Consider the following 21,618-nt stretch of genomic DNA (forward strand, 5'->3'; position numbering starts at 1 on the left):
GCACGGACCTGGCGCCGGGACGCGCACGCGCGTCGTCCCGGTCCGGGTCAGCGTTACAGCGCGCGCACGATGCCGCCGTCGACCCGAATGTTCTGCCCGGTGATGTAGCCCGCGCCTTCCGACAGCAGGAACGTCACGGTCTGCGCGATCTCCTGCGTCTTGCCGAAACGGCCGACTGGAATGCGGGCGACGATCTCGGGCGTCTCCGGCCAGCTGTCGATGAAGCCGGGCAGGACCGAATTGATGCGAATGTTGTCCTTCGCATACCGATCGGCGTACAGGCGCGTGACGGAACTGAGCGCCGCGCGCAGCGCGGACGACACCGGCATCGCCTGTTCGGGCGCGTCGGCCGCGAAGCTCGAAATGTTGACCACCGCGCCGCCGCCCTGCTTCAGGAACACGGGCGTCACGCGGCGCAGCACGCGAACGACGTTGAGCACGATCAGGTCGAGCCCTTCGTGCCACTTGTCGTCCTCGATCGCGAGCAGGTCGCCCTTCGGCGGATGCCCGGTGTTGTTGACGACCGCATCGATACGGCCGTACTTCGCGAGCGTCTCGTTCACGAGACGCTCGATGTCGGCGTCTTCGGTGACGGACCCCGCCAGGCCGAACCCGCCGAGTTCGTTGGCCAGCTCGACCGCGCTGCCGGACGGCGACATCAGCGCGACGCGATAACCGTTGTTAGCGAGGTCGCGCGCAATCGCGGCGCCCATGCCCCTGCCCGCCGCCGTCACCAAAGCCACTTTCTCTACAGTCATGTCGTTCTCCAGGATAGGTCGGCTGTGCGCCGTGATCATCGTCTATAGCAGCACTCTAGGGCTCTATAATCGACTTGTCGAACGATGATTTCTCCATCCACCCTGTAGAATTTCTACTGCATGAAGGCTCTATCGCGTACCCGTCGGCTGCCACCGCTCAATGCGCTGCGCGCGTTCGAGGCCGCCGCGCGCCACCTCAATTTCCGGCTGGCCGCCGACGAACTCGACGTGACCCAGGGCGCGGTCGCGCAGCAGGTCAGGCATCTGGAGGACGTCGTGGAGGTTCAGCTGTTCCGGCGGCTGCCCAGGGGGCTGGCGCTGACGCGCGAAGGGCTCGAGTATTTTTCGTCGGTCCAGCGCGCGCTGCAGATCATCTCCGACGCAACCGACGCCCTCGGCCAGCGCCCCACGGTTCTGGCGGTCAGCACGACGCCGTCGTTCGCGTCGAAGTGGCTGATTCCGCGGCTGGCGGACTTCGGCCGGCTGCACCCCGACATCGAGGTTCGCGTCATCGCCGACGAACGGCTTGCGTCGTTCCGGGCCGATGGCGTCGACATCGCGATTCGGCTGAGCAAGCCGCCGTTTCCGGCCGGCCTCGCCGCGGAGCTGCTGGTTCCGCTCGACATCTTCGCCGTCGCCAGCCCGGCGCTGCTCGACCGCGGCGCGCCGATCCGCACGCCCGCAGACTTGTCGAAGCATGCGCTGTTGCACGACGCGCACGATCTGTGGCCCGAGTTCATCGAGAAACTCGGTGGCACAGGCCGGGCCGATCCGACGAAGGGGCCGCGGTTCAGCCAGTCGCTGCTCGCGATCGACGCGGCGATCGCCGGTCAAGGCATCGCACTGACCAGCGCGCCGCTCGTCGAGCGCGATATAGCGGTAGGCAGGCTGCGCCGCGTGTTCGATTTTTCGTTTCCGATGTCACTCGGGTTTTACGTCGTCTTTCCGCAGGCCAATGCGCATTCGGATGCGCTCGAGGCGATGCGCCGCTGGCTGTTTGCGCAGTACGGGAACGCGTGACACCGGCAACCCGAAGCCCCCTTCGATCCCGCTGCGGCTCCGGCCATTCGCATCGCGGCAGACGAACCGGGGCTCTCGTGAAATTCGGCGGAGCGCCGGCAAAGACCCGTTCAGTCTTTCAGTTCGCAGTGCCGGCCGTCTTCGGCTTCCTGCGCCCGCATGCCGGTTTTCCGTCTGGGTTCCGGCGTGCGGAAAGCCGGCAAACGCCAGCCGAACTGCAACGACGCGAGCCGCAGCAGCACGCAGGCAGTCGTCGCGATCCACGGCGTCCAGACCGACGACGCGTCGATCGACATGAGCCCGATCTGCAGCGCCGCACCGAGTAGCGCCGCCGATGCGTAGATCTCGCGCTCCAGGATCGCTGGCACGCGAGAGAGCAGCATGTCGCGCAACACGCCTCCGCCGACCGCGCTGACCATCCCGAGCACGATTGCCGTCTCCGCGCTTTGGGTCCAGACCCAGGCCTTCTGCGCACCCGCGACCGCGAACAGGCCCAGCCCGATCGCATCGAAGAACAGCACCGGATGGCGCAGCCGGCGCACCGTCGGATACGCGACGAGCACGAGCAGCGCGGCAAGCGCCGTCACTGCCAGATAGACCCAGTCGGACAGCCCCGCAGGCGGCGTCGCACCGATGCACACGTCGCGCATGATCCCGCCGCCGCACGCGACGATGAAGGTCACGACGAGGATGCCGAGCAGATCGAGCCGCCGCTGCCGCGCCGCCACGGCGCCCGAGATCGCGAACGCAAACGTGCCGATCAGATCGAGCGTGCGGTATGCGGTATGGGCATTCACGTGCGCGCCGACTTCGGCGCCCCATCCGATGCTCACGCTGCCTCGCTCGTCGATTCGACGGCGGCTGCGCCGAGCCCGAGCCACGCCCCTGCCGCACACAGCATCGCTTCGAGACCGGCACGCAGCGTCGGATCGATCACCGGTGCGAAGAGCGGCGAATGATTGCTCGGAATTTCGTTGATCTTCTTCGCTGCACGGGCTTTCTCGTACACTTCGCGATCGGTGCCGCCGATGAACCAGAATGCGTACGGCACGCCCCATTCGCGGCCGAACACGCTGAAATCCTCGCTGGCCGCCGCCGGTTCCGTCTCGTACGCACGGTCGCCGAAATGCGCGTCGAAGGCCGTGCGCAGCCGCGCGGTGGTCGCGTCGTCGTTGACGGTCAGCGGGTAGCTCGACAGCGTGGTGAATTCCGGCTCTCGTGGTGCGTTGGACGCCATGCATTCGGCGCAGCAGATGCGCCGGATCGCGCCCAGCATGTATTCGCGCACGTCCTCGTCGTAGGTGCGCATGTTGAGCTTGAGCGTGGCGTCGTCGGGAATGATGTTTTCCTTGGTGCCGGCCTGCAGGCTGCCGATGGTCAGCACCGCGCTGTCACGCGGCGAGATCTCGCGTGACACGATGGTCTGCAGACGCAGCGTCGTCGATGCGGCCATGATGACGGGATCGATCGAAGTCTGCGGCTGCGAGCCGTGCGAGCCGCGCCCGAACAACCTGACTTTCAGGCTGTCGCCCGCCGACAGGATCGTGCCGCTTCGATAACCGACCGTTCCGGCCGCGCCCACCATCACGTGCTGACCGAGAATCACGTCGGGCTTCGGAAAGCGTGCCAGCATCCCGTCGTCGACCATGCTCCGTGCGCCGCGCCCCACCTCCTCGCCCGGCTGGAACACGGCCATCAGCGTGCCGCCCCACTCGCCGCGATGTTCGGCCATCAGGCGCGCGACGCCCAGCAACCAGGTCACGTGCATGTCGTGCCCGCAGCTGTGCGCAACGCCGACCTGCACGCCGTCCTCGTCGTTCGCCACCACCTTGCTCGCGTACGGCAGGCCCGTGGCTTCGGCCATCGGCAATGCATCCATGTCGGCGCGCAGCATCACCGTCGGGCCGGCACCGTTGCGCAGGATCGCCACCACGCCGGTCACGCCCACTTCCCGCGCGACGTCGTAGCCGAGCGATTCCACGTAATCGGCAACGATCTTCGCCGTGCGGAATTCCTGCATCGACAGTTCCGGATGTTCGTGGAGATCCTTGTAGATCGCTTCGAGTTCGGGCAGCAGTGCGCCGATGGCGGGCGCGAGCGTATCGATCAGATGCGTCATGAACGACTCCAGGGAGGTTGAGGGATGTGAATGGCGCTGCCGCTTTCGATCCGTTCAGGCCGCGTCGTCAATCAGGCTGTCGGACAGCTTTTCGAGCAAACGGTCCAGCGTCTTGCGTTCGCTCGCGGTCAATCCGGCGACGAGCGTGTCTTCGAGCGCCTCGCCGACTTGCGCTGACGACTGCGCCACCTCGACACCTTCGGGCGTGCCGTGCAACGTGACGCTGCGCCGGTCCTGTTCATGCGTGTCGCGGGCAATCAGCCCGCGCGCTTCCAGCTCGGCGAGCGTCTTGGACAGCAGCGTCTTTTCGATCAGCGCGCGCTGCGACACGATTTTCGGCGTGATGCCCGCTTCCAAACAGATGAGCCGCAGCACGCGCAACGCACGCACGTCGAGGCTCCAGCGCTCCCGGTAGATCGCATTCGCGCGCGCGCTGAGCAGCGCGCTCGCGAGATCCAGCCTGAAGGTAAGGAATCCAGGGGTCGAACCGGTAGACACGTGCGCGCTCCTTTTGCATGAGCCGGCAGGCGACGACACAGCACGCACCCGGCAATGCGTCGAAGTATAGATTCTTAGTTGAAATTTTCAACTATTTCCCTGCGATGACATCGGGCGATGGCGCGCGAAAACCGGGCCATATCCGCGCCGTCATGCGGATCTTTTTCCGCCGTTCCACAGCCAATTGTAGGCACACAACTAAGCCTGCACTCGAACTCTATGTGGGGCCTCGCTCCCCGGCTCCAGGCGCATGAGCGTCACTCTCTGAAAGCCTGCACTCGTGACTCGAAGCGTCTGTAGCGTCCTTCCCCCGATATACAAGACTTTGCACTTGCCATATGGATCAAGGCCGCGAGAGGGCGTTTAAATAAGGTCCATATGGAAAATGCCTATATTTAAAAGGCCGGCGCGCGGTCAAAGCGCTATAAGCGCTATCGTTTTCAGGCAGGGCTTTATATTCATTTCTGTCGCGGATGATCACCCCCCCCCCAGCGCTGCCGAACGGGTTAAGTTGCAGGTCCCGCTCGTCCAATGTAAGTGCTGCGCAAATCCTGTCTTGACTGGGAATCTACTGTCTGCCCCCTCGATCCCAAGCCATGCGGAGCAGCGTCGCGTCCGCAGAGCGGCGGTCGAACAGTTCGGCATCGAAGTCTTAGGCATGCCCGCGCTCCGGCAATAATGTGTGGACAACCTCTCGGCTCGCTTTCGCTGTTCTCGACTTTCTTCACAACGATGTCGTCTTCCCAAGCATCACCGAAGTCGTACTTGTAGACAAACGTCATGCCGGGGGAGGCTAGTCTTCTCTAGCAAATGAAAATTAAATTGCCGAATTTCGATCCTCACGAACAGAAGGTGCTGGCGCAACGCTTACTCACGTCCAGCAACTTCTCTGTAAACAGTTCTTATTGGCATACCGAGTTGACGTGCAATCACAGGCGCTCTCATTCCGAGAGACCTCAATCGCAATACTTCCCGCCTATCTTCGACGCCCCACCGAGTAACACGGACGAATTTCCATCTTCCCGCCCACTTAAGGATGAAGCGCATCCCGCAACTGCATGCCGCAGCGAGTTTCCCGAGTGTTCTAGCAGTGTGCTCTACCATGTGCCCAGGTCCATGCGCAGCCACCTTACTAGGACAAAACAACAATGATCGTGGCACTATAAATGTATTTTCAATATCACCAAACGACTTTTCCTCAAAAAGGCCAGAAAAATCAGAACCATCGATTCTTAAATCACCATTACTTATCATCCTAAAAATAGTCGCCACCACCACATATTGAAGCGCACTTTGCACGTGCATTCGATTGCGCGATCTCAAATTGTCACCCCTCCATTTCGGAATAACCATGCTCACGAAGTCACCCCCGAAGCAATCCAATATTAACCGCTCCATCCGCTCATTGTTCACGTCGCAACAATTTCGAACGAGAAATGATCGTCTGCATATTACGTTTTTAAATAAAGTACGTAGATTTTCGAAATTCATCGAGAATCGACCATTCAACAGATCAACGGAAACACGGGCAAATTCGCAACAGCCTTTCCTCTGCCCCCGAGCTAGCCGCAGCGCAATCGGTCTAGCACCCAATTTAATCGCAGTTTCGGGCGAAAAATATCCATAATTGCACGCCTCCATTTTATCCAAATACCAAAGTAACTCGCCATGCCATGGACAAATGAAAACGCCAGGTAGTTGATGAGCGCGGCGCCAGTGAATAGAAACTCCTGACTCCCGATCCTCCCGCATACATTTTTGACACAACCGATGTCCATACCATCCGTTTCTGACGGCGGGGCCGCGTTGATAAGAACCAATATCCTGTACCGATAGTTCAGTCATTTGCTCGAAGATTTTGGCGCTTCTTTTCGGCGAAAGAAGAGCGGAAAAATAGGGCCAGCATGTCATTTGCTCCGCAATTTCCTTTTCCGACAATCCCCAACACCGCTGGGTCTGATCCGCAATATAAAGAAGCCCCCTCGGCATCGAAGTAGCGACTGTGACACGCCCGAACACGTTCCTTATGACCTTCTTGGCACTTAGCGAACGAGTACGCTCAATATAGCGAGCGACTATTCCAAAAAGAGGCTCGTCGGAAAGCTGCTCATCAAGATAAACTGCCATACGCCCTCCATTTTACATTTAATTTCCACTCCAAATTTTTCCCTCATTCCCCGTGCGCCACCAATGTGATATATCTTTTATTTCTGGATACCCCCTGAACAGGGAATCACTCATTTCTCAAAATATTTGGGTGTGACTTCCCGTGGGAGGTACATCTGCAGAGAGCCAAGTGCTTCCCACAGCCTGTAGTTTTCAGAAAAAGCAAGATCGACATTCCCACAGCAATTCCAGAAAAGTTCCACCCAATGTGCCAAGGCTTTGGCACGTACCGTACGTCTTTCCCAAGGGCTTACATTAATCCCCTGCTCGATTGCTCGAAAAACACTCGCCTTGCCCACACCCAATGTATGCGCAATTTCACCTTTGGCATGTTGCCTGTCATGTAAAATGGCCATAGCAAGAAAGATATCCGGGCCCTCTTGTGTTGGAATCAACTCGCAAAGGCCAGTCGCGCAATTGATTTCCACCCGAAATGACAACCCACACGTACAGAAATATTGAGATTCAGACCCACGGCCCCTCATTATCAGACGATGAGATCTGTCGCCCAAGTAACGAGCTGACGAGCAAAGGGGTGTTTCACATGAGGACGCTCGATTTAAGCGTTCATTTATGAAAAAATTCGTCAACACCGCCCTCAACGCGTGACCGGGTGTCGTCTGTTCTGCGAAGAAGGCACGATGCAGCCAGTCAGAGCTATGCACAGGCAAGCCAACTGCTTGAAAATACTCGCGCCCCAGAAGTGCCACGATGTCCCGAAACAATCGTTCGATGTCGACGCTCATGCCTGATCGATAACCGATTGCTTGCGCGTATGCCATCCGTAGATGGCGGTCAAACATTCGCGCAAAGCGGATTCGACCAATGAGCAAGTTGCGACAAAATATTGCCAAGCGGCATTGCGCATTTCTTTGATGCCTGAAGCTCGTGCAATCGATCAACGTTCCCCGGCCAGGTTTCATTGCTGTCTCAAGTATCCTCTGCGTCGTGCCGGATCCCCCGCTAAACAGGGCGCGCCGATGCCTCCAGCACGCTACAACGCCAGGCAACTGGTGCGCTCTGCGCCAATATCGAGGACGCCCTTTTGCTAGGTCTTCTGCCCAGCAACTTTCGCAATACCGCAGCCCGAGAGCACCGAGCGATACGCTTCCCGCGTCACCTGGTCTATCATTCAGCAACATTGTTGAGTATGCCTTCTCCTTCGAATCGCATACCGCCGCGTAGAATGGAAACAACGTCAATCGATCTTTGATTTGAGTGCTGCTAAGGCCCCACGGTCTGACCACTTCTTTCGCAAGCCGCTCGAGATCGCGAGCAATAGCGACTGTTAGCCTGCATTGCTCACCGAAAAGTTGAAGCAAAACTTTACGGCTATTTTCGACTCTGGCTTGCTGTAGATAGCGTGCGATCACGCTGAACAACGCTTCATCTGACAGAGGCTGATCCATGTATACTGCCATGCCGTTTCCTTAAAGCAGTGATTCGGCCAATCCAACTTCAGGTTGCTTTCCTAGACGCCGCTGTTCCCGAGCTCCGCCTCTCATTGCCATCGCCCGCGGGCTGGTTCTCCTTCTCTTGTTCTAGGACGCAACAAATAACCTGTTTTAACGTATAATCTGGATTGCTTGTAAGAACATTACGCGCAGCGGATTCTGCTCCGATTAACGTTCTTCCCATCTCCAGCAACACTGCGACGGCGCTGCTGAAGACCGATGTGATTTCGTTCTGTCTCAGATCTGTTCGTAATCGGCGGTCCTCTGCTTGGCGCTGGATCCTATCGCGGACTGCCTCGACCTCGGAGGTCGCGAGATCTTCACAATCAGCCATAACGGCATAGTTTCTGGAACGAAGTGCCGAGATCAGCCCTTGTACCGGACCGAATCCTTCCTTCACGGCCCGGCGAATCAGCGCCGCTGTTACTTTCATTAGGTTTGCCTGCAGCCCCATGTACTGCGTCAGCTTCCACGCGAGCTTGGCGAATGCTGGTGCCGCTGCACTGACTTCGTGCAACACCTCAATGATTTCAAACGGGTTGTCTGGTGGCTCGGGAAGAAAATCAATACTTATGATGGCTGTTGCTATCGCAATCCAGTCCTTGTGCGTCTTGGACTTTAAGGGATCAATTGAAATGTACCCATTGCTCCCACAGCGACGGGCATTCCTCAACGTCTTCGTGACGTAGCGCCGAGCATCGGGTGTGCCTAGCAGGACAAAAGTGCACTTGTTACTGTTCAGCAAATTGGTCAAGAAGCCCATCAACTGTGCTTTGTCCGCCGACTTGAAGGCGAACTGAATCTCATCGATGACGAGTACGCCTACTTTATGCAAGTCCAAAGCATACTCAACCATTTCGATGTAATCTGCGGTGTTCGCCTTGCTCTTCATGTCCTCGACATAGTGCGCATCTAGTTTCTTTTCAAACCAGTGCAGGATGCCTTTCATGAGGGTCGCCACGGACCCGTTTGGTGGACAGGAGACCATGATCCAGACAACTTGATCGAATCGCGCGCGGATTGATCGAAAGCGGTTATGCTGGATCACCATCGGCAACGTGCTTAGCACCATTTTGATCAAAGTCGTTTTTCCGGCACCGGAGATGCCCAGGACCGTAATGCTCTCGGCGTGAGAGTCACCCGGTGCTGAAATTGGAACCGGCGTACCATTCTGCGTCGACGCGTAATTCTGTTGTGCGAGTTTCTTCAACGAGCGGGTCGGCACAAGACCGCGATAGCGATGACGTAACGCTATGTAAAGCCAGTCCAGCATCTTGACGTGCGCGACAGTTGATATGCGCACATCTGAAATGCGCCCGATACCAAGCAATTTCAGCTCAATGGGCCACTTGCGGTATTGTGGCGCATGTGGCACGGCCAGAGCCGCTTCCAGCGATTTGAAGATCTCTTTTCGCTTACCAAGCGGAGGGAGGGCGAGGATGGCCGGATTGTTTGCATCTTCCGGCAACTCGAGTTCCGAGGAGTGATAGATTGCCTTAACCACAGGACACTCGTTACGAAACTGGTAGAAATCGTCTAGATCGACAGGAACTTTCTTATAATCATCGTCGCCGCTTGAAGGCATGCTCCCCTCCTGATACTCGGTTTTTTAAATCAAGGTTTGACTGGACTAAATGCGAACCTGCCGCTACCCCCGACCCAGCAGATCCAACGTGTTTTGCTGGACCTGCTCGGAGATCTGCGATTCAGAGAGGCTGGACGCATTCCCGGACGGCTCCGGTCTTTTCGCTTTGGACCACGCAACGAAATCCGCGCGCTTCTTTCCGATGCCGTTCTGCGCCCTCCTGATCTCACCACCGATACTCTGCTCTCGTTCTCGCGTCGCACGCGTCTGGGACGTTTCCGGGTGTTTGAGGCCTACACGGTCCAACTCCTGCTTCTGTTCCCGTTTTGCACAGTGACTTTCCTCCGCGTCGTTGATCATTTCCATCACACGCTCGGGCTGGAGCGCGTCCTTTTGCGCCCTCGCGTTTGCGCTGTTCCGTGCCTTTCGGACATTCCATTCCATCAGGCTGACATTGCCCGGCAACTGTCGGTTTGTCCCCGACTGGTAACCGTATTCGAAACCGTCACTTCCATTGAGGAGGATCTGTGACATATCGTCCGGATTGAACTGGATGGGCACCTTCTTTTTGCCATTTTTTCCCCAACAATGGACAAGTGTGCTTTCGATGAACGGGGAGGTGTAGTACGCGTCGCCCCATTTCAGGCCCTTGTCTGTGGGCGTGGCCATCGCATGCGGCCAGGTAGCCCTGCGCACCTCATCGAGCGAATAATGCTTGAGCGAACCTGTCAGGTTCTGCATTCCCCAGTGCCAGCGGTTGATCGGTGTATCCGCCTCACCCTGAAAGATCATGGCGTTCTCAGCGCCCTCGCGCCCAATCGGCATCTGTGAATCAACCAGAATCGCCCGTATCAGCTTCTTGGTGAACTCCGTGATCGTCTCTGACGCATCGTGTGCATAGCGGGGTGCTCCCCGTGTCGTCGCATCCTTTTCCACAACCCCGAATGTCGCTGGCTGAAACCGTGCGGGAATGGTGCCGAACCTGCGCTCGATTAGTGCGCGCATCAAAGGATTGCGCACCGATACATTGCTGATTGGCATATGCAATTGCCGATTCACCGCTTTCCACGCGAGCGCCTTCAGATAGTCGCTTCCATGATCCGCCATGAAGCCTAGTAGCGGCAGGTCACGACACGGCCAAGCGCGCGGATCGATCCTCAACCCGTACCGGGCGCAAAACTCGTCTTTTGGCGTGACAATATTTTCGAGGACGAGCGCTACGCCCTCAAACGAGGGGGGATCGAAGGTAACGTGGATGCCAACGATCATCCGGCTCCAGACGTCCATCGCCAGATAGACCGTCGGGCGGCCCACGACGACGGTCCGGTCGTAGACCGACACCAGATAGACGTCCGCAATGGTTGCATCGATCATGAACTGCGTCCCAGGCCCCAGGCAGTGCTGCAACGCATGACCATGTTTCGGACGGCCAGATAGCGCATATTTCCGTTCGCCCATTGCCCTGCGCTTCCGGACTTCAACGGGAACTTTGCTGTGCCAGTAGTGCTGAAGCTGCCTGTACGAGATCCGATTGCAGGGCGAAAATTCAAGTTCGATCAACTGCCCTGTGACATCCCGTACTTCGCGCACGCAACGCGTGACATAGTTGCAGTGGTCAACCATGTCCTGCAAGGTCCTGTGCCGTCGCTTGCCTTCCCGCTTCGCCGATGCATGCGGATAACGCCTGCGCGTTTCCCGGCTTTGCTTTGTGCGCCGTCTCTTGCGTTGCCCCGGAAATTTTGCGTCAGCGTTGGTGCGTCGGATCACCTTCATCAGTTCGTCCGACACGTCTACTTCCCAAGGTCCTTCGCGGCTCGTCAGATAGATATCGATATATTGTGCAAAAAGCTGGTTCAGAAGCGTGGACGGCAGCAAGTATTGCCCACCATTCGAGGGTTTCCGTCCGGGGCGCTCCTTGTAGTGCCTTGGTTTACAGGTAGCCCCTGCCTCGCTATCGTCGCAAGCTGGCATCGGTTGAACCGTTCGCCCGCAGCGCCACAGTTCGCTGGCCACCGCCAGTTCATCCATGCCGCGTTGCAGATAGTCAATAAGCAGCCGCTCCACCGTCCACCGGCTTGTGCCCTGCTCGCACGCGAATTCGTCAATCGTGCGGCGCCTGTTTGCGCCAGGGAAGAGTATCTTGCGGAACCGTACTGGGTCCTCGACCAGGCCCTGGAGCCGCGTCCAGTTTAGGTCCGACTGTGCGCTCTGCCCGGGCGTGTTGCCAGCGGCTTTTCTGATCACATCGTAAGGATCGGTTTCCACCATCACGAAGCGCCCATCGTCGCCGTCGTACCCGGTGTCGAGACGCGTCCGGAACGCAGCAATCGGTATGTGTTCGAGGATCCGTTGCTTACCGAATATTGAGGCCAGCACGACTACTGGCTCGCGTGCGCCCGCCAGCACGACCCTGTAGAGGCGGCCTGTGGATTCGTTCCGGACCAACGAACGAACCGCTGGCAAGGGTACCGGCAGGACCTTCGCTGCCATTTCTTTGCTCCGGTTGTGACACCAGTTCGGGAAAGGAAAACCTGAATCGGCTCCACCAGCTGGTGAGCCTCAGCGTGTCAGCGCCCCCGTCGCACCCGGGTCAGCCCGACGACTGCCCCAAAAAAGGATCGCCTGGGTCTCGGCCTAGATTCGTCCGTCGCCGTCGACGCTGGGTACCTGACTTGTATCGCCCGTTGCGCAAGCAGATGTGGAATGTCGAGCGAGCAAGCGATCTGCCGCGTCGCGATCAGCTGATGTGCTGCGCGCACGCACAGCGCAGGATCAAATCCAAGCTTGCGCGCCACATGCTGGCAGGCATCGCCGATCATGAGGGTTCGGTGCGCACACAAAGTCCGGAGCAGCGCCTCGTGTGCAAGCTGCTCATCTTCTTCCAAGCCGTATGCGGCGACTTGTTCGCTGTGGCCGAAGAGCACCCACAGGTTACGCGCACGCGGAGTGTTCAGGCCGTCGGACCGAACCTCCCGTGCGTCGATTCCCCTTCGTTGCCAGTAGGCCTTTGCGATCCTGTACTCCCGCGATGGCTCATCGGCCGTGCTCCGGGACGACACCGTGTGCAGGGCTGTCCATACGAAACGGTCAGAAAGATGCCGACAAACAAGCAGGTCGCTGAATAGAATCCGGGGACTGCCATCCTTATACGTCGGATGCTTGATCCCGATCGACGAGGCGATCTGTGCCGTCTCGTCGACGTCCAGCAGAGGAAAATACTCCTTGAACTCGCAGGAATCAGGGTCCCAGTGTTCCTCTAGAAACGTGACGAGCGCCTGGTCCGAGGGCAGCTGGATCTGACGCCCACCACACCGGCTGCTCGAAAAGCGGTACATCCGACCCACACCACGCAGTTCCCGGAAGGTCCTCCCGGAAATATACGAAGCCCCTTCTCCCGTGCCGCGCCCTTCCTTAGCGAAACGCGCTTTCGTCTGTTCCGACAACGTCAGATCGGTTTCAGCCATCACGTCCCCACGCAGATATCGGTGACAAGAAACTGGCGGCCACGCTTCGATGGCGCGAAACGCACCGGTTCACGGCTCACAAGCACATCCCCGGAGTAGAAGGCCCAATTCCAGTCCCCTAGAAGCGTTCGAAGCTCTGCATTTCCTGCTGCAACCATTTTCCTGATCTCACGCTGATGCGCGATACTGAGTAGATTGCCGTCGTCATCCTCACATATTTGCCACCGCACCCGACCATCAAGCGTATGGCTGATTATCGGCACGTAGCCGCCATGGGTGTCACTACACGAAGCCGTTTGACTTTCCGCCTTAATTCCAAATTGATATCGATCAACAGCGGGATCCCATTCCGTCAGGAGCACATATATACCAATTCTTCCTGGCCGCTTTTCAAGATCCAAATAAGTCAGTGCCATCACGCTTCTAGCTAGCCGTCTACTTTACAATATTTAGAGCATTAATTTCTCGGCTTCTCCTGGCGGAAAGCGGGCTTTCAATAGCGTCCATGCAGATATTCATATGCGTGTACGAACGGACAACAATGCAGTCGCCTTCATATAATTAATACGTATTCCTACGGTATTGGACGATAGGAAAGCCTCACCGAGCGCCGTCTATTGCAATGGAATACCTCCCAGGCCGAGCACTATGAGTAGGTGCGAGTCAACACACGCTTACGGTGTGTCGTGAGGTCGGGACAGACACCGTACAACCGCCCATCGCGACGCTCCGTCCCATGTTAGGAAACCAACACTGGGCAGTAAAGAAAGAAAATGAGACGCTAGGGATCCACCGTATATTAACTAAAAAACAATTGCGCGTTTTCGCAACTTATCAAAACAATCTTCCACATCAGAGTAGATATGAGAGAAAAATTCCAACAAGTCGCCATACAGGGGGAGGCAATCCTAAAATCGAACGACGCACTATCCCAAAAGTATTTTTAATAAATAGGCAGATCGTTTAACATTGCAAAATGAGTCGAGGCCGCCACGCAAAGCCAGTCCGGCTGACAAAAAAGGACAGGCAGGAATTAGAGTTACTCGTTGGGCGCCGCACGGCGCCATCGCGCGAGGTCACGCGCGCACGTATTGCGCTAATGGCCGATGAGGGCCAGGCGAATACGGCTATTGCTCAGGAGTTGGGGGTTTCCGTACAGACCGTCTGTGCGTGGCGCCAGCGCGTCGCACGGCAAGGGGCGTCGGGCGTCTGGGATATGGAGCGCGGCGGCCGACCGCCGCGCATCACGCCCAAAGCGAGACTGAAGTTGATCGAGTTGGCGCGTAAACCGCAGAAAGCGGGAGGGGAGCGCCCACCAACGCTCGACGACATTGCCGCGGATGCCGTGGCACAGGGCATTGTCGGGAAAATCAGCCGCAGCCACGTCCATCGCATCCTGCGGGCGGAAGGTTTACGCCCGCGCCGGGTCCAGAAGTGGCTATCGAGCCCGGACGCCACCTTTCGTGAGACGGTCAACGTGATCTGCGATATGTACCGAAAGGCACCCCGAAACGCAGTGGTGGTGAGCGTATCCGAAAAATCCGGCATTCAGGCTATTGAACACCGGCATAGACGCGGCGCTCTGCTGGCGCGAAGTTCGCAGCGTAGTAAGCGGGAATATGTCCGTCACGGCACCCAGACTCTCTTTGCCGCGCTAAATGTTCATACCGGACAGGTTATTGCGAGTTGCCTTGAGCAGCGCACCCAGGACGATCTCATGGCCCTCTTGGAAAACGTGGCCGCTGCCTACCCTGGCAGACAAGTGCACGTAATCTGGGACAATCTGAACACGCAGCATGCACGGGCCCTCTGGCAGGCGTTCAACGCACGACATGGTGGGCGATTCCACTTCTATCGCCCTCCTTTGCATTCAAGCTGGCTAAACCAGGTCGAATTGTGGTTTGCACTCTATACTCGCCGCGTGCTAAACAACGCAAGCCATACTAGCGTCGCACATCTGCGTGAGTGCACCGAGCAGTTTATTCGTGAGCAGAACCGGTTGGCGCGCCCCTTTAAGTGGGCGTTCCGCGGCTTCCGTAGCGGGCCGGCACATCACGAGGCCGACATTCCCGGCTTATCCCTCCGGGACTGCGCTGTTGAACTCAACCGCCAGCTGTGCAGACTGCTAGCCCATAAGTACGTAGCCACCGGGACATATGGCCGGCATATTCTGATCAAACGCTGGGGATACCCAGTTTGCCTCCCGGCCGTGGCCAGACTGACGCCGGCAGGTCACGATCATTATGTGGCCGCCTTTCGCAACCATAGCGGGCGGTGGGAACCGCTGCCAGGTTCGGGGCCCCTTGACGCGATGGCGGAACGGGTTGCCACGCTCCTTCAACCGTACCTCGAACCGGACACAATCTAAATTTTCCAAGAGGTGCTATAGCCGCTGCGCGCCTCCGCCCGCCGACACCACGACCCTTTCGAGCCGACGATGCTGCGCTCCCCGTGATAAGGGGCGACTCTACTTGCGTTCCCCCATCTCAGTGAGCGCGCGCGAGACAACCGCTGGCCGCAACTCATCGAAGCGCTCGGTTCCGAGAATCCGGCGCAAATCACGTTCATCGAAATCTGCACGCTCCGTCGGCGCTCCGTGCCCAGCGCGCCTGCACATCCGTCAGTTGCATAGCACGGGCGGTTCGCTGTCGTGGCGCCGCTGCCTGCCAATTCCCTCCTTCCGGCTTCGTTTTGGGGCCTTCATTTGCTGAGCTGGCTGAAAACACCATTCCAGCACTGAAAGCGACTGCGCGACGCTGCCAGCAGTGAGTGTGCTCTCGCGCCAGTTGCGATAAATACTCTTATCGCAAGTGCCCTCTCCGCGGCCTAAACTGATGGCATGCACACCACCTCTGCCTCCTCTGCCAGGCGGAGGACCCGCGCCGAACCGACCGAGTCCGCTGCCCTGCCCGACCTCGCGTCACTGGCCGCGCTACGCGCCTGGCACGCCGGGCTGACGGCCCGCGCGGCGGTCACCCGCTACCTCTCGCATCGCAAGGCAAATGGCCAGTCGTCGCGCGGGATCTTGGGCCGCATCCGCCGCCAACTGGTCGCGTGCGCGAGTGCCCGCCAGCGCGACGACCTGATCCCGCTCTTCACGCACCCGGCGGCGGACCGGACCCGCCATGCGGCGCGGGTCGTCGCGGCGCTCGATGCGCTGCGCGCCACGCCCCTCCCCGTGCCGCAACCGGCCGATCCCGTGCATCGGTGGCTACCCCCGCGCATTGCGCGCGCACTCGCCGCCGCCCGCGTCGACTCGCTCGCCGACCTGCTGGTGCAACGGGCCCACCGCAAAGGCTGGTGGCGGACGATACCGGGGCTGGGGCGCCGGGGTGCGCAACGGATCGAGGCGTTCCTCGCGGCGCATCCCGAGTTGACCCGGCGCGCTGCACTGGTGGCCCGCCAGGGCGCCGATGCGCAAGCGGTCTCACTGTGGTCCCCTGAAGCGCTGCCCGCGGCCCTCGATGGCTCGCAGGGGCGCTTCCGGGCCCCGCGTGATACGTGCGGCCTCGCCGCGACCAACGACTATCAAGCCATCGAAGCGTGGCTGGCGCTGCACGAGGCGCCGCACACCGCCCGCGCGTACCGGCGCGAGGCCGAGCGGTTGCTGCTGTGGGCGATCGTGGCGCGTCGCCAGCCGCTGTCGTCGCTGACCACCGACGACGCGATCGCCTATCGCGCGTTCTTGCGCCATCCCACGCCGGTCGCACGCTGGACCGGACCGCCGTGCCCGCGCGCCGCGCCCGCCTGGCGCCCGTTCACCGGACGTCTGACGGCGCGGTCGATCGCCTACGCGCTGGCGGTCCTGCGCGCCCTCTTCGGGTGGCTCGTCGACCAGCACTATGTGGTCCTCAACCCCTTTGCGGGGGTGACGGTGCGTGGCGGCGGAGTGCGCGCGCCGTTCGATGCCGGACGGGCGCTGACCGGTCGCGAGTGGCGGGCCGTGCGCGCCTTCGCCGACCAGCTCGAGCGCACGGGCTGGACCGTGCCGGCCGCCCAGCGGCTGCGTTTCGTGCTGGATTTCGGCTATGCGACCGGGCTGCGTGCGCAGGAACTGGTGGCCGCGACGCTCGGCGACATCGCGGCCGACGCGCGGAGCACGTTATGGCTCGAGGTGACCGGCAAGGGGGCAAAACCGGGGCGCGTCGCCCTGCCGCCCCTCGCGCGCGACGCGCTGCGTCGGTATCTGAAGGCGCGGGCTCTGCCGGTCAGGCGTGCCCGCTGGCAGCCGGCCACGCCACTGCTAGCGACCCTGGATACCGAGCGGCGCGCAGCACGGCCTGGTGTCCCGGGCCACCCCGGCGGTGCCGGCATCAGCGCGGCACGGCTGCGGCAGGTGCTGGGGAATTTTTTCCGAGAGGCGGCGGAGCGCGTGGCCGCACGCCATCCGGTGCTCGCCGCGAAGCTGCGGTGCGCCAGCCCCCACTGGCTGCGTCATACGCACGCTACCCACGCGCTGGATGCCGGCGTGGAACTGGTGGTTGTGCGCGATAACCTGCGCCACGCCTCGGTGGCAACCACCTCGACCTATCTGCACGGCGAAGAGGCCAAGCGCGCGCGTCAGGTCAGCGCCGCCTTCCAACGTCTCGCACGCTGATCACCTCATCGGAACTTGCCCCTCGCAGCCAAAAAATCTCGCGGCACGTTCGAAACAGGACGCGTCATGGTTGGAAGAGTTGCTAGACTGCGTTACCTTGCGGTTGCCTCGACTGGGTCGCGCTCAACTGATACAGGCGTAGGCGTTTGCTCGCGCGTCATACAGCGCATGGTGCTCGCCGCCGTGCCGCGCAAAGTATGCAGCTCGCCGCCGAGCATCGATCAGGCCGCGGATATTCTCGAGCGTCCAGCCGTCAGGCAATGGGCCACCAAACAGGAGTCGCAGCAGGTCTAAGTCCGTCTGGAGGTCGTAGCAAAGCACTGGCTTGGACGTAGCCGGGATACCCAGGATCCAAGCCCGCAACGCCTGACGCAACTGTTCAAAGGGCATCGCGCGTCCGTCAAATCGGCCCAGTTGCGGCAGTACCACGGCCCGAACGAAGTCGCTACAGCGCGCCGCATCATAGTCGGCGCACTCCCTGTAGAACTCGGATCCGTTCTCCCCGACGATGGCGAGACTAATGAGTTGGGGCGCCTCAAAACCGGTGAACTCGGTGTCGATGAAGAAGCGATTTCCCCAACTGCTACGGCCTTTGGAGGGTACGGACCAGATCGGTCCATCCTGAAAGCGGGCATCCGTCATAGCCGCCCGCCCCGGATGCACTCAGCACATAACACTTGGAATTCCTCCCACCTCACTATCAGAGCCCGAACGCGCGCGTAGCCTGTCCGTCTGACAGCGCGACCTCTCTCGGTCACTGCATCGGGCCTGAGTGCGACCGACGCGCTTGCCAGATCCGCCTTCCGCGGGCGTAGCGCGTCGCAAACCCATGCGCCACGGAAAACTTCCGCCCTGCCACCGTCGTGAACTGCGTCACCGTCAACAGCGTGCGATCGTCTGCGCTAATTTCGGTCGCCCCGACCCGGATCTCGCTCAGCGGATCCAGATACCAGTCCTCAACCGGGCGTCCTCGGCGGGTACTCACCACCGCTGCCCCACGCAACACGTTGCCGCCGTCGAGAAACTGATCCAACGACGCCGCTCCAGACGTGAGATCCATCCAGATCACGCACGGGACCCCGCGCGATCGCTTTTCCGACACTCGCAGGACCAGCAAGTCGCCAGGCGTCCACTGCTCCATCACGGCCCATACGCCTGCACCCTCGCCTGCCACCGCCGACTGAAGCGGCAGACGATTTTCGTCCTGAATCAGAAACATATTCCCTAAAGCTCGAGAGCCTGGCAGCACCCGCACAAATGGGTCGTAAATGCCGTGGCCAATCGAGCATCATACCGCGACCATCATGAGATGCAAAGGGTATCGGGCAAACTGGACGATGCAGGACATCTGGCCGCAATTGGCGCGACGGTTCGCGCTCGTCGGCTGGAATTCGGTGTCTCCCAGGAGGCGCTTGCCCACGCAACCGGAATCGACCGAAGTCATATGGGTCGTATCGAACGAGGGGAGCGCAATCTGACGATCCTCAACCTCATCAGGATCGCAGGCGCCTTGGATATTTCGCCGTCGAAGCTTCTAAAGACCGCAGGTCTCTAAAGCATGGTCTAACCAGGCAAGTCGCAGCCGATCCGTGCAGCGACAGCCACGCGTGCACCGCTTGGTAATCGTCGTCCTTGTCGAGCGTACCGATGGCTGGCTGAAGGTGCGGGCCGAGCCGTCGACGTCGCGCGGCAGCCGCTGTTGCGTCCACGACTTGATGCCGCTGCGCTACGGCGACGAGCTCCCTCACCCATCCCGTCAATGCGAGATGCGCAGCGAGGCATACTTCGACGCGACGCGCACTGGCCGGGCCGAGCCTGGGTACCGCCTTCCACCACTGGCGCCAACGCGGAATCCGCACCGTGACGTCTGCGAGCGTCGCAATGCCGGGCGCACGCATCTGCCGCCAATCCACGAACCGCTCCCACGCAAACTGTTCGCTTGCTGCTTGAACACGCTCCAGCAGGTCGGCCGCGCGCCTTACCATCGTGTCGGAAAACGCAGCGTATTGATTCACTTTTACAAGGGCGCTTCGCGGATTCCGGTAGAACCCGGATAGTGCGGTTCCGCGTATCTCGGCGCCGTGGTTCGTGCTAGGTTCACGTCATCCGTTACGGGGATACGGAGACGAACATGAAAAGAATGATGGCGGCCCTTCTACTGGCCAGCGCCAGCACTGTGGCTCAAGCGCAGTGGACCGGCCAGGCACGGATGGTCGATTCCTATACGTGGGGCACGCCGGTGCCGCAACAGCAAAGGCACCTTCGTCCACGCCCAGCGTACAGCAACCCGCAAACTGGCGCGTTCTACCAGCCGGTCGGTGGTGGCTACATCAATACGCAGACCGGTCAATTCATGCCGGCGAATTAATCAATGGCGCCTGCACGCCGACCATCCAGCGCGATGCCAGACTCGGCGAGCCGTGGAAGTGCGGGGACGGAATCATGGAAGCCAAGCCAATCGCGAAGGCTGTTGCTACGCTGATAGCGGTAATGTTAATTGGCGGGCTCGCCCGCCATGCGATTGATTCGCTGCACGGTACACCAGCCGCTACCCCGGTGCTGGACACCGTTCAACAGAGCGCGCAGAAACAAAAGGATCTCGAAGCCACAAAGCAAGCCGAGTCCGCGGCGCGTACTGAACGACTTGCGGTGCTCGGCGTAGTGAGCAAAACCTATGATGCGATGCGCGACCAGCAATCGATGTTGGTGTCCAGCGTCGGCGTGGTTCACACCGCGAATATCATGAATGCGTGCATGGAGTATGCGTCCAGGAATGGATTTGGCGGCATGAATCGCGGCTATGCCACCTGGCAATTGAAGCAAGGCAGCGTCTTCAAATTCGCCGCTGACAGTGCATCGAACTGGAACCGGGACTGTGCCCACAAGGACTATGTGGATTACACCGACCTAGGTCGGTCGCTGTTGAAGAAAATGAAAGACCACGACGCCCGGTAGCGCGTGTGGACGCGCGGCAGCCGGCCTCGATGACTATACCTATCGCGTTCAGGTTGTCGGAACACGCACGCAGCTCGCGCCAGCGATGCCGACCACGACGCTGTCGCCGTCACCGCGGATGCGCGGACTGTCGCGGCGACCGAGGCCAAATTCTCATGGCTTCGCCTTATCGAGCCTTCTGGCTCTCGAGCTTCGTTCCTATCGCTCCCGCGACAAAGAGCTTTGTCATTGCCTTGGCAATGCGTCGGAATTGGCACAACATTGCCTGTGCCACCCTAGCCATGGTCAGAGATCGTGGCGACGCCGGCAATCGCTCCTTCTCGTGAGTCGAAACCGCTATGATGTGCGCAGCACAACCAGAGGAGGAAAACATGGCGACTTACAAGGAGCTGAAAGCTCAAATGGACGCCTTGGCGGAGAAGACTGAAGCCGCCCGGGTGGCAGAATTCCAAACTGTTGTTGACGACATCCGTGCCAAGGTCGCGGAGTACGGCATTACCGAGCAGGATATCTTTGGCACGCGTCGCGGCCGGTCGGCAAAGCAGACAAAGGCGCCGCTAGAAGCAAAATATCGCGATCCCAAGACCGGCGCAACTTGGTCGGGCCGCGGCCGCGCGCCTGCCTGGATCAAAGATGCCAAGAACCGCAGTCGATTCCTGATTCAGGAGTAAGTCACTTCACCCATGACGTGGCTGGCCGCGGAAAGGTAATATCCGCGGCAGTCAAAGCATGTGCATAAAGCGCCCGATGAACACACTTGACACAGTCCTGATTCCACGACGCTATTGCACACTAGCCGACGGGGTCACTTTCCGTAGCAGGTTGGCGACATTCGCGAGCATTCGCTGAATGGCGCAAATGGAGGCAATCTCCGACCTACGTGGACCAATCAATGGCTGAGCACTATGCCAGTTCAAGTCGGACCGAGTTCGGCGGCGGATTCAGACATTCGACATCTCGGCATAAATTTTTGACAATGCACACTGCTATTGGCGATCCGGC

Annotated in this window: 20 protein-coding genes and 1 pseudogene; 7 read left to right on the forward strand and 14 right to left on the reverse strand. The window is 59.7% G+C overall.

Translation table 11 applies throughout. The annotated features are described in order from the left end of the window. Positions 1-53 precede the first annotated feature (53 nt). A complete protein-coding gene (locus PI86_RS09100) occupies positions 54-758 on the reverse strand; it encodes an SDR family oxidoreductase (protein ID WP_014898863.1) in 705 nt (234 codons plus the stop codon). Between the two features lie 120 nt (positions 759-878). On the opposite strand from PI86_RS09100, the gene gcvA reads away from it, so the two are divergent. After that, the gene (gene gcvA / locus PI86_RS09105; RefSeq protein WP_039321147.1) at positions 879-1,778 is read left to right on the forward strand and encodes a transcriptional regulator GcvA; all 900 of its coding nucleotides are present in this window, start codon (positions 879-881) and stop codon (positions 1,776-1,778) included. Between the two features lie 110 nt (positions 1,779-1,888). Here the strand turns inward: gcvA and PI86_RS09110 are convergent, their stop codons facing one another. From PI86_RS09110 to PI86_RS17040, 10 genes are all read right to left on the reverse strand, one after another. Further along, positions 1,889-2,575, reverse strand: coding sequence for a trimeric intracellular cation channel family protein (locus tag PI86_RS09110; protein WP_052319414.1), 687 nt, complete (start codon positions 2,573-2,575; stop codon positions 1,889-1,891). Positions 2,576-2,607: 32 nt separating this feature from the next. Continuing rightward, the gene (locus PI86_RS09115; protein WP_039321149.1) at positions 2,608-3,897 is read right to left on the reverse strand and encodes a M20 family metallopeptidase; all 1,290 of its coding nucleotides are present in this window, start codon (positions 3,895-3,897) and stop codon (positions 2,608-2,610) included. 54 nt (positions 3,898-3,951) lie between these two features. Beyond that, complete coding sequence (locus tag PI86_RS09120; protein WP_039321151.1) at positions 3,952-4,395, reverse strand: MarR family winged helix-turn-helix transcriptional regulator; 444 nt, start codon at positions 4,393-4,395, stop codon at positions 3,952-3,954. A gap of 506 nt (positions 4,396-4,901) precedes the next feature. Then, positions 4,902-5,177, reverse strand: coding sequence for an IS1096 element passenger TnpR family protein (locus PI86_RS17950; RefSeq protein ID WP_082012185.1), 276 nt, complete (start codon positions 5,175-5,177; stop codon positions 4,902-4,904). Between the two features lie 85 nt (positions 5,178-5,262). Then, the gene (locus PI86_RS17035) at positions 5,263-6,522 is read right to left on the reverse strand and encodes a TniQ family protein (protein ID WP_152608074.1); all 1,260 of its coding nucleotides are present in this window, start codon (positions 6,520-6,522) and stop codon (positions 5,263-5,265) included. Positions 6,523-6,632: 110 nt separating this feature from the next. Then, positions 6,633-7,982, reverse strand: coding sequence for a TniQ family protein (locus PI86_RS16335; protein WP_082012186.1), 1,350 nt, complete (start codon positions 7,980-7,982; stop codon positions 6,633-6,635). A gap of 37 nt (positions 7,983-8,019) precedes the next feature. Beyond that, a complete protein-coding gene (locus PI86_RS09125; RefSeq protein WP_039321153.1) occupies positions 8,020-9,600 on the reverse strand; it encodes an ATP-binding protein in 1,581 nt (526 codons plus the stop codon). 63 nt (positions 9,601-9,663) lie between these two features. Further along, positions 9,664-12,090 carry a DDE-type integrase/transposase/recombinase gene (locus tag PI86_RS09130; protein ID WP_039321155.1) on the reverse strand — a complete coding sequence of 809 codons (2,427 nt, stop codon included), beginning with the start codon at positions 12,088-12,090 and terminating at the stop codon, positions 9,664-9,666. 77 nt (positions 12,091-12,167) lie between these two features. Next, positions 12,168-13,064: a TnsA endonuclease N-terminal domain-containing protein gene (locus PI86_RS09135; RefSeq protein ID WP_039321157.1), complete on the reverse strand. Its 897-nt coding sequence runs from the start codon at positions 13,062-13,064 to the stop codon at positions 12,168-12,170. After that, entirely contained in the window at positions 13,064-13,480 is a 417-nt protein-coding gene (locus tag PI86_RS17040) for a hypothetical protein (RefSeq protein WP_152608075.1), read from the reverse strand. Before PI86_RS17040 ends, PI86_RS09135 begins: the two co-directional genes overlap by 1 nt. A gap of 560 nt (positions 13,481-14,040) precedes the next feature. Here PI86_RS17040 and PI86_RS09140 point away from each other — a divergent pair. Beyond that, a pseudogene (locus PI86_RS09140) lies at positions 14,041-15,120 on the forward strand (IS630 family transposase); the annotation flags it as partial. A gap of 783 nt (positions 15,121-15,903) precedes the next feature. Next, on the forward strand, positions 15,904-17,661 hold the full coding sequence (locus PI86_RS09145) for a phage integrase family protein (protein WP_039321159.1): 1,758 nt from the start codon (positions 15,904-15,906) through the stop codon (positions 17,659-17,661). A 123-nt stretch (positions 17,662-17,784) separates the two neighbouring features. Here PI86_RS09145 and PI86_RS09150 read toward each other — a convergent pair whose 3' ends face one another. Next, positions 17,785-18,303, reverse strand: a complete 519-nt coding sequence (locus tag PI86_RS09150) for a 3'-5' exoribonuclease (protein ID WP_039321161.1) — start codon at positions 18,301-18,303, stop codon at positions 17,785-17,787. A 112-nt stretch (positions 18,304-18,415) separates the two neighbouring features. Continuing rightward, complete coding sequence (locus PI86_RS09155) at positions 18,416-18,880, reverse strand: hypothetical protein (RefSeq protein ID WP_039321164.1); 465 nt, start codon at positions 18,878-18,880, stop codon at positions 18,416-18,418. A gap of 90 nt (positions 18,881-18,970) precedes the next feature. Here PI86_RS09155 and PI86_RS09160 point away from each other — a divergent pair, with 90 nt between their 5' ends. Continuing rightward, on the forward strand, positions 18,971-19,216 hold the full coding sequence (locus PI86_RS09160; RefSeq protein ID WP_039321166.1) for a helix-turn-helix domain-containing protein: 246 nt from the start codon (positions 18,971-18,973) through the stop codon (positions 19,214-19,216). Here the strand turns inward: PI86_RS09160 and PI86_RS16340 are convergent. After that, positions 19,155-19,646: a phage integrase family protein gene (locus PI86_RS16340; RefSeq protein ID WP_442854570.1), complete on the reverse strand. Its 492-nt coding sequence runs from the start codon at positions 19,644-19,646 to the stop codon at positions 19,155-19,157. The genes PI86_RS09160 and PI86_RS16340 overlap by 62 nt on opposite strands. A 146-nt stretch (positions 19,647-19,792) precedes the next feature. On the opposite strand from PI86_RS16340, the gene PI86_RS09165 reads away from it, so the two are divergent. The 3 genes from PI86_RS09165 (at position 19,793) to PI86_RS09175 (ending at position 21,287) form a co-directional block, all read left to right on the forward strand. Further along, positions 19,793-20,029 (forward strand): hypothetical protein, encoded by a 237-nt coding sequence (locus PI86_RS09165; protein ID WP_039321168.1) that lies wholly within the window; start codon positions 19,793-19,795, stop codon positions 20,027-20,029. 74 nt (positions 20,030-20,103) lie between these two features. Further along, positions 20,104-20,616 (forward strand): hypothetical protein, encoded by a 513-nt coding sequence (locus PI86_RS09170; RefSeq protein ID WP_039321171.1) that lies wholly within the window; start codon positions 20,104-20,106, stop codon positions 20,614-20,616. A gap of 371 nt (positions 20,617-20,987) precedes the next feature. Then, the gene (locus tag PI86_RS09175; RefSeq protein ID WP_039321362.1) at positions 20,988-21,287 is read left to right on the forward strand and encodes an H-NS histone family protein; all 300 of its coding nucleotides are present in this window, start codon (positions 20,988-20,990) and stop codon (positions 21,285-21,287) included. The last annotated feature ends 331 nt before the right edge of the window (positions 21,288-21,618 follow it).

The sequence above is a fragment of the Burkholderia sp. A9 genome (genome assembly GCF_000801975.1).

Excerpts from the sequence above, each read along its gene's own strand:
- PI86_RS09100 (WP_014898863.1), bottom strand. The coding sequence starts at position 758 with ATGACTGTAGAGAAAGTGGCTTTGGTGACGGCGGCGGGCAGGGGCATG.
- gcvA (WP_039321147.1), top strand. The coding sequence starts at position 879 with ATGAAGGCTCTATCGCGTACCCGTCGGCTGCCACCGCTCAATGCGCTG.
- PI86_RS09115 (WP_039321149.1), bottom strand. The coding sequence starts at position 3,897 with ATGACGCATCTGATCGATACGCTCGCGCCCGCCATCGGCGCACTGCTG.
- PI86_RS17950 (WP_082012185.1), bottom strand. The coding sequence starts at position 5,177 with ATGACGTTTGTCTACAAGTACGACTTCGGTGATGCTTGGGAAGACGAC.
- PI86_RS17035 (WP_152608074.1), bottom strand. The coding sequence starts at position 6,522 with ATGGCAGTTTATCTTGATGAGCAGCTTTCCGACGAGCCTCTTTTTGGA.
- PI86_RS16335 (WP_082012186.1), bottom strand. The coding sequence starts at position 7,982 with ATGGCAGTATACATGGATCAGCCTCTGTCAGATGAAGCGTTGTTCAGC.
- PI86_RS09125 (WP_039321153.1), bottom strand. The coding sequence starts at position 9,600 with ATGCCTTCAAGCGGCGACGATGATTATAAGAAAGTTCCTGTCGATCTA.
- PI86_RS09130 (WP_039321155.1), bottom strand. The coding sequence starts at position 12,090 with ATGGCAGCGAAGGTCCTGCCGGTACCCTTGCCAGCGGTTCGTTCGTTG.
- PI86_RS09135 (WP_039321157.1), bottom strand. The coding sequence starts at position 13,064 with ATGGCTGAAACCGATCTGACGTTGTCGGAACAGACGAAAGCGCGTTTC.
- PI86_RS17040 (WP_152608075.1), bottom strand. The coding sequence starts at position 13,480 with ATGGCACTGACTTATTTGGATCTTGAAAAGCGGCCAGGAAGAATTGGT.
- PI86_RS09145 (WP_039321159.1), top strand. The coding sequence starts at position 15,904 with ATGCACACCACCTCTGCCTCCTCTGCCAGGCGGAGGACCCGCGCCGAA.
- PI86_RS09150 (WP_039321161.1), bottom strand. The coding sequence starts at position 18,303 with ATGACGGATGCCCGCTTTCAGGATGGACCGATCTGGTCCGTACCCTCC.
- PI86_RS09155 (WP_039321164.1), bottom strand. The coding sequence starts at position 18,880 with ATGTTTCTGATTCAGGACGAAAATCGTCTGCCGCTTCAGTCGGCGGTG.
- PI86_RS09160 (WP_039321166.1), top strand. The coding sequence starts at position 18,971 with ATGCAAAGGGTATCGGGCAAACTGGACGATGCAGGACATCTGGCCGCA.
- PI86_RS16340 (WP_442854570.1), bottom strand. The coding sequence starts at position 19,646 with ATGGTAAGGCGCGCGGCCGACCTGCTGGAGCGTGTTCAAGCAGCAAGC.
- PI86_RS09165 (WP_039321168.1), top strand. The coding sequence starts at position 19,793 with ATGAAAAGAATGATGGCGGCCCTTCTACTGGCCAGCGCCAGCACTGTG.
- PI86_RS09170 (WP_039321171.1), top strand. The coding sequence starts at position 20,104 with ATGGAAGCCAAGCCAATCGCGAAGGCTGTTGCTACGCTGATAGCGGTA.
- PI86_RS09175 (WP_039321362.1), top strand. The coding sequence starts at position 20,988 with ATGGCGACTTACAAGGAGCTGAAAGCTCAAATGGACGCCTTGGCGGAG.